General features: G+C 60.3%; 5 protein-coding genes. All 5 read left to right on the top strand.

Features of this window, described 5'->3' with window-relative positions; all coding sequences use genetic code 11:
• Positions 1–974: DNA gyrase C-terminal beta-propeller domain-containing protein (locus ACRESJ_RS20230; RefSeq protein WP_431759473.1), on the top strand; the 974-nt coding region annotated here is incomplete at its 5' end.
• A 249-nt stretch (positions 975–1,223) separates the two neighbouring features.
• Entirely contained in the window at positions 1,224–2,309 is a 1,086-nt protein-coding gene (serC, locus tag ACRESJ_RS20225) for a 3-phosphoserine/phosphohydroxythreonine transaminase (RefSeq protein ID WP_431759472.1), read from the top strand.
• Positions 2,309–3,403, top strand: coding sequence for a prephenate dehydratase (gene pheA, locus ACRESJ_RS20220; RefSeq protein WP_027620100.1), 1,095 nt, complete (start codon positions 2,309–2,311; stop codon positions 3,401–3,403). Before serC ends, pheA begins: the two co-directional genes overlap by 1 nt.
• 12 nt (positions 3,404–3,415) lie before the next feature.
• Complete coding sequence (hisC, locus tag ACRESJ_RS20215; protein WP_431759471.1) at positions 3,416–4,528, top strand: histidinol-phosphate transaminase; 1,113 nt, start codon at positions 3,416–3,418, stop codon at positions 4,526–4,528.
• 28 nt (positions 4,529–4,556) lie between these two features.
• Positions 4,557–5,551, top strand: a 995-nt coding sequence (locus ACRESJ_RS20210; RefSeq protein ID WP_431759474.1) for a prephenate dehydrogenase/arogenate dehydrogenase family protein, incomplete at its 3' end; no start/stop codon positions are given.

Here is a 5,551-nt window from a genome sequence, read left to right as displayed (position 1 = left end):
AAGGCAAGTCGGCGACCGGCGTCAAGGATGAGGACTACATCGCTCACCTGCTGGTTGCCAACAGCCACACCACGCTGCTGCTGTTCTCCAGCAAGGGCAAGGTGTACTGGCTGAAAACCTACGAAATCCCTGAGGCGTCCCGTGCTGCCCGCGGTCGTCCGCTGGTCAACCTGCTGCCGCTGGATGACGGTGAATACATCACCACCATGCTGCCGGTCGAGGAGTACACCGAAGGTCATTACATCTTCATGGCCACCGCCAACGGCACCGTGAAGAAGACCCCGCTGGAATCGTTCAGCCGTCAACGCAGCGTCGGCCTGATCGCGCTGGAGCTGGACGAAGGCGACGTGCTGATTTCCGCAGCCATCACCGATGGCGAGCGTGAGGTCATGCTGTTCTCCGACGGCGGCAAGGTGACGCGCTTCAAGGAATCCGACGTTCGCGCCATGGGCCGAACCGCCCGCGGTGTGCGCGGCATGCGTCTGCCGGAAGGTCAGAAGCTTATTTCCATGCTGATCCCTGAAGAAGGCAGCCAGATCCTCACCGCTTCGGCGCGTGGTTATGGCAAGCGTACGGCGATCACCGAGTTCCCTGAGTACAAGCGTGGCGGTCAGGGCGTTATCGCCATGGTCAGCAACGATCGTAACGGCCGTCTGGTCGGCGCGGTTCAGGTGCTCGATGGCGAGGAAATCATGCTGATTTCCGACCAGGGCACCCTGGTGCGTACCCGTGTCGACGAAGTGTCCAGCCTGGGTCGTAACACTCAGGGCGTCACGCTGATCAAGCTGGCCAACGATGAAACACTGGTCGGTCTGGAGCGGGTTCAGGAGCCGTCGGAAGTCGAGGGTGAAGAGCTGGAAGGTGAAGAGCTCGAAGGTAAAGAGCGTGCAGTGTTCGAGGGTGATGTCGTGATCGACGATGTTGCCGAAGACCAGCAACTCGACGCCGCCGCTGACGAAGAACCACAGGAATAAGCAGGCAAGCAGGGGGCGGATGAAAATTCGCCCCCTTGTTGTTTGTCCGTAAAGAAATATCGACACCACTGGAGATCCCTTGTGGGAGCTAGCCTGCTAGCGATGCAGGCGCTGCGGTACGTCTGATGTGCCGCAGTGATGCAATCGCGAGCAGGCTCGCTCCCACAAATCCCTGTTTCAGTAGGGGGCCGGTGTCGGCTGATAATGCGATTAATTGCGTGATACCACCAAATCAGAGCGAGATTGGATGTGAGCAAGAGAGCCTATAACTTCTGTGCCGGTCCTGCGGCGCTTCCCGAAGCTGTCCTGCAGCGCGCCCAGGGTGAACTCCTCGATTGGCACGGCAAGGGCCTGTCGGTCATGGAAATGAGCCATCGCAGCGATGAGTTCGTGTCCATCGCCACCAAGGCCGAGCAGGATCTGCGTGATCTGCTGAATATCCCTTCGAACTACAAAGTGCTGTTCCTGCAGGGTGGCGCCAGCCAGCAGTTCGCGCAGATTCCGCTGAACCTGTTGCCGGAAAACGGCACCGCCGACTATATCGACACCGGTATCTGGTCGCAGAAAGCCATCGAAGAAGCTTCGCGCTACGGCCACGTCAATGTTGCCGCGACCGCCAAGCCTTACGACTATTTCGCCATCCCTGGCCAGAACGAATGGAAGCTGTCCAAGGACGCGGCCTACGTTCACTACGCGCCGAACGAGACCATTGGTGGTCTGGAATTCCAGTGGATTCCGGAAACCGGTGATGTTCCGCTGGTGGCCGACATGTCTTCGGACATCCTGTCGCGTCCGGTGGACGTTTCGCGTTTCGGCATGATCTACGCCGGCGCCCAGAAAAACATCGGCCCGAGCGGCATCGTCGTGAACATCGTTCGCGAAGACCTGCTGGGCAAGGCGCGCTCCCTGTGCCCGACCATGCTCGACTACAAGGTCGCGGCCGATAACGGCTCGATGTACAACACTCCGCCAACCCTGGCCTGGTACCTGTCCGGCCTGGTGTTCGAGTGGCTGAAAGAGCAGGGCGGTGTCGAAGCCATTGCCAAGTTGAACGACGTGAAGCAGCGCACGCTGTATGAGTTCATCGACGCCAGCGGCCTCTACAGCAACCCGATCAACAAGTCGGATCGCTCGTGGATGAACGTGCCATTCCGCCTGGCCGACGACCGCCTGGACAAGCCGTTCCTGGCCGGCGCCGACGAACGTGGCCTGCTGAACCTCAAGGGGCACCGTTCCGTGGGCGGCATGCGCGCCTCCATCTATAACGCCGTCGACATCAACGCGGTCAACGCGCTGATTTCGTACATGGCAGAGTTCGAGAAGGAACACGGCTAATGTCTGAGCAAGAACTCAAGGCACTGCGCGTTCGCATTGATGCTCTGGACACTAAAGTTCTGGAATTGATCAGTGAGCGTGCGCGCTGCGCCCAGGAAGTCGCGCGAGTAAAGATGGCCTCGCTGGCCGAAGGCGAAGTGCCGGTGTTCTATCGTCCTGAGCGTGAAGCTCAGGTGCTCAAGCGTGTCATGGAGCGCAATCAGGGGCCGTTGGGCAACGAGGAGATGGCGCGTCTGTTCCGCGAAATCATGTCTTCGTGCCTGGCGCTGGAGCAGCCGCTGAAAGTGGCTTACCTCGGCCCTGAAGGCACCTTCACCCAAGCTGCAGCCATGAAGCACTTCGGCCACGCCGTGATCAGCAAGCCGATGGCGGCAATCGACGAAGTGTTCCGTGAAGTGGCAGCCGGTGCAGTGAACTTTGGCGTGGTGCCGGTGGAAAACTCCACCGAAGGCGCGGTCAACCACACCCTCGACAGCTTCCTCGAACACGACATGGTGATCTGCGGCGAAGTCGAGCTGCGGATTCACCATCACCTGTTGGTTGGTGAAAACACCAAGACCGATAGCATCAGCCGCATCTATTCCCACGCCCAGTCCCTGGCCCAGTGCCGCAAGTGGCTGGACGCCCACTACCCGAATGTCGAGCGCGTGGCGGTGTCCAGCAACGCCGAAGCAGCCAAGCGGGTCAAGGGTGAGTGGAACTCGGCGGCCATTGCCGGCGACATGGCGGCCGGTCTGTACGGGTTGACCCGTCTGGCCGAGAAAATCGAAGACCGTCCGGACAACTCCACGCGCTTCCTCATGATCGGTAACCAGGAAGTGCCGCCGACTGGCGACGACAAGACATCGATCATCGTTTCCATGAGCAACAAGCCGGGCGCTCTGCATGAGTTGCTGGTGCCGTTCCATGACAACGGCATCGACCTGACGCGGATCGAGACTCGTCCGTCGCGCAGCGGTAAATGGACCTACGTGTTCTTCATCGACTTCGTCGGCCACCATCGCGACCCGTTGGTCAAAGGTGTGCTGGAAAAGATCAGTCAGGAAGCAGTAGCACTCAAAGTGCTGGGTTCCTACCCGAAAGCAGTTCTCTAAGGGGCGGTAGCAATGAGTGGCAATTTCCTCGCTCTGGCACAGCCGGGCGTGCAACAACTTTCGCCATACGTTCCGGGCAAGCCCGTGGACGAACTGGCTCGCGAGCTGGATCTGGATCCAGCCAGCATCGTCAAACTGGCGAGCAACGAAAACCCGCTGGGTGCCAGCCCCAAAGCACTGGCGGCCATCCGTGACGCGCTGGCCGAGCTGACCCGTTATCCGGACGGCAACGGCTTCGCGCTCAAGACCCTGTTGGCTGAGCAATGCCGTGTCGAGCTCAATCAGGTGACGTTGGGCAATGGGTCCAACGACATCCTTGAGCTGGTAGCGCGCGCCTATCTGGCGCCGGGCCTCAACGCGGTGTTCAGCGAGCACGCCTTCGCGGTTTACCCAATCGCGACTCAGGCCGTCGGCGCTCAGGCCAAGGTCGTTCCGGCCAAGGATTGGGGGCATGACCTTCCAGCCATGCTAGCAGCCATCGACGCTAGCACCCGTGTAGTGTTCATCGCCAACCCGAACAACCCGACCGGTACCTGGTTCGATGCCGAGGCACTGGACGAATTCCTGCAGGATGTGCCGGAGCACGTACTGGTAGTGCTGGATGAGGCTTACATCGAGTACGCCGAAGGCAGCGACCTGCCGGACGGCCTGGATTTCCTCGCGGCTTATCCGAACCTGCTGGTTTCACGCACGTTCTCCAAGGCTTACGGCCTGGCGGCGCTGCGTGTTGGTTATGCCTTGTCCACGCCTGTGGTGGCTGACGTGCTGAACCGTGTTCGCCAGCCGTTCAACGTCAACAGTCTGGCCCTGGCCGCCGCTTGCGCTTCGCTGCAAGACGACGAGTACCTGGCAGAAAGCCGTCGCCTGAACGAATCCGGCATGCAGCAACTGGAAAATGGTTTCCGCGAGTTGGGTTTGAGCTGGATTCCTTCCAAGGGCAATTTCATCTGTGTAGATCTGGGGCGCGAAGCGGCACCTGTCTTCCAGGGCTTGCTGCGTGAGGGTGTGATCGTGCGTCCGGTCGCCAACTACGGCATGCCGAACCACTTGCGTATCACCATTGGCCTGCCCGCTGAAAACAGCCGCTTCCTTGACGCGCTGACCAAGGTTCTGGCTCGTGGTTGATGTCACTGCACTGCAATCTGCTGAACCTGTGATCGGACGCCTGGTGGTGGTCGGTCTGGGTTTGATCGGCGGTTCGTTTGCCAAGGGCTTGCGCGAAAGTGGCCTGTGCCGCGAAGTGGTTGGGGTCGATCTCGATCCGCAGTCGCGCAAGCTGGCGGTTGAATTGGGTGTGGTGGATCGCTGCGAAGAAGACCTGGCTGTTGCTTGCCAGGGCGCCGACGTGATCCAGCTGGCTGTGCCGATTCTCGCCATGGAAAAAATGCTCGGCCGTCTGGCTGGCATGGACCTGGGGCAGGCCGTGCTGACTGACGTCGGCAGCGCCAAGGGCAACGTCGTGCGTGCCGCCACTCAAGCGTTTGGCGGTATGCCGGCGCGCTTTGTGCCGGGTCATCCGATTGCCGGTTCCGAGCAGAGCGGGGTGGAAGCCTCCAATGCCGAGCTGTTCCGTCGCCATAAAGTGATCTTGACCCCGCTGGATCAGACCGATCCGGCAGCCCTGGCAGTCGTCGACCGGCTTTGGCGCGAATTGGGTGCCGATGTCGAGCACATGCAAGTCGAGCGTCATGATGAAGTGTTGGCGGCAACCAGCCACCTTCCGCACTTGCTGGCGTTCGGTTTGGTCGACTCGTTGGCCAAGCGCAATGAAAATCTTGAGATCTTCCGTTACGCTGCGGGCGGTTTCCGCGATTTCACAAGAATCGCCGGAAGCGACCCGGTGATGTGGCACGACATCTTCCTCGCCAACCGCGAAGCTGTCCTGCGCACTCTCGATACATTTCGCAGCGACCTCGACGCCTTGCGCGACGCGGTCGATGCAGGGGATGGGCACCAATTATTGGGCGTTTTCACTCGCGCCCGGGTTGCTCGCGAGCATTTCAGTAAAATCCTGGCCCGTCGGGCCTATGTGGACGCTATGAATTCCAACGATCTGATTTTCCTGGCTCAACCTGGTGGCCGCCTGTCCGGTCGGATTCGCGTACCAGGTGACAAATCGATTTCCCACCGTTCGATCATGCTCGGCTC

Origin of the sequence: Pseudomonas sp., from assembly GCF_050739655.1 — a bacterium.
Taxonomy (GTDB): domain Bacteria; phylum Pseudomonadota; class Gammaproteobacteria; order Pseudomonadales; family Pseudomonadaceae; genus Aquipseudomonas.
Note: the sequence above shows the minus strand (reverse complement) of the source record. Positions and strands in the feature narration are given on the sequence as shown.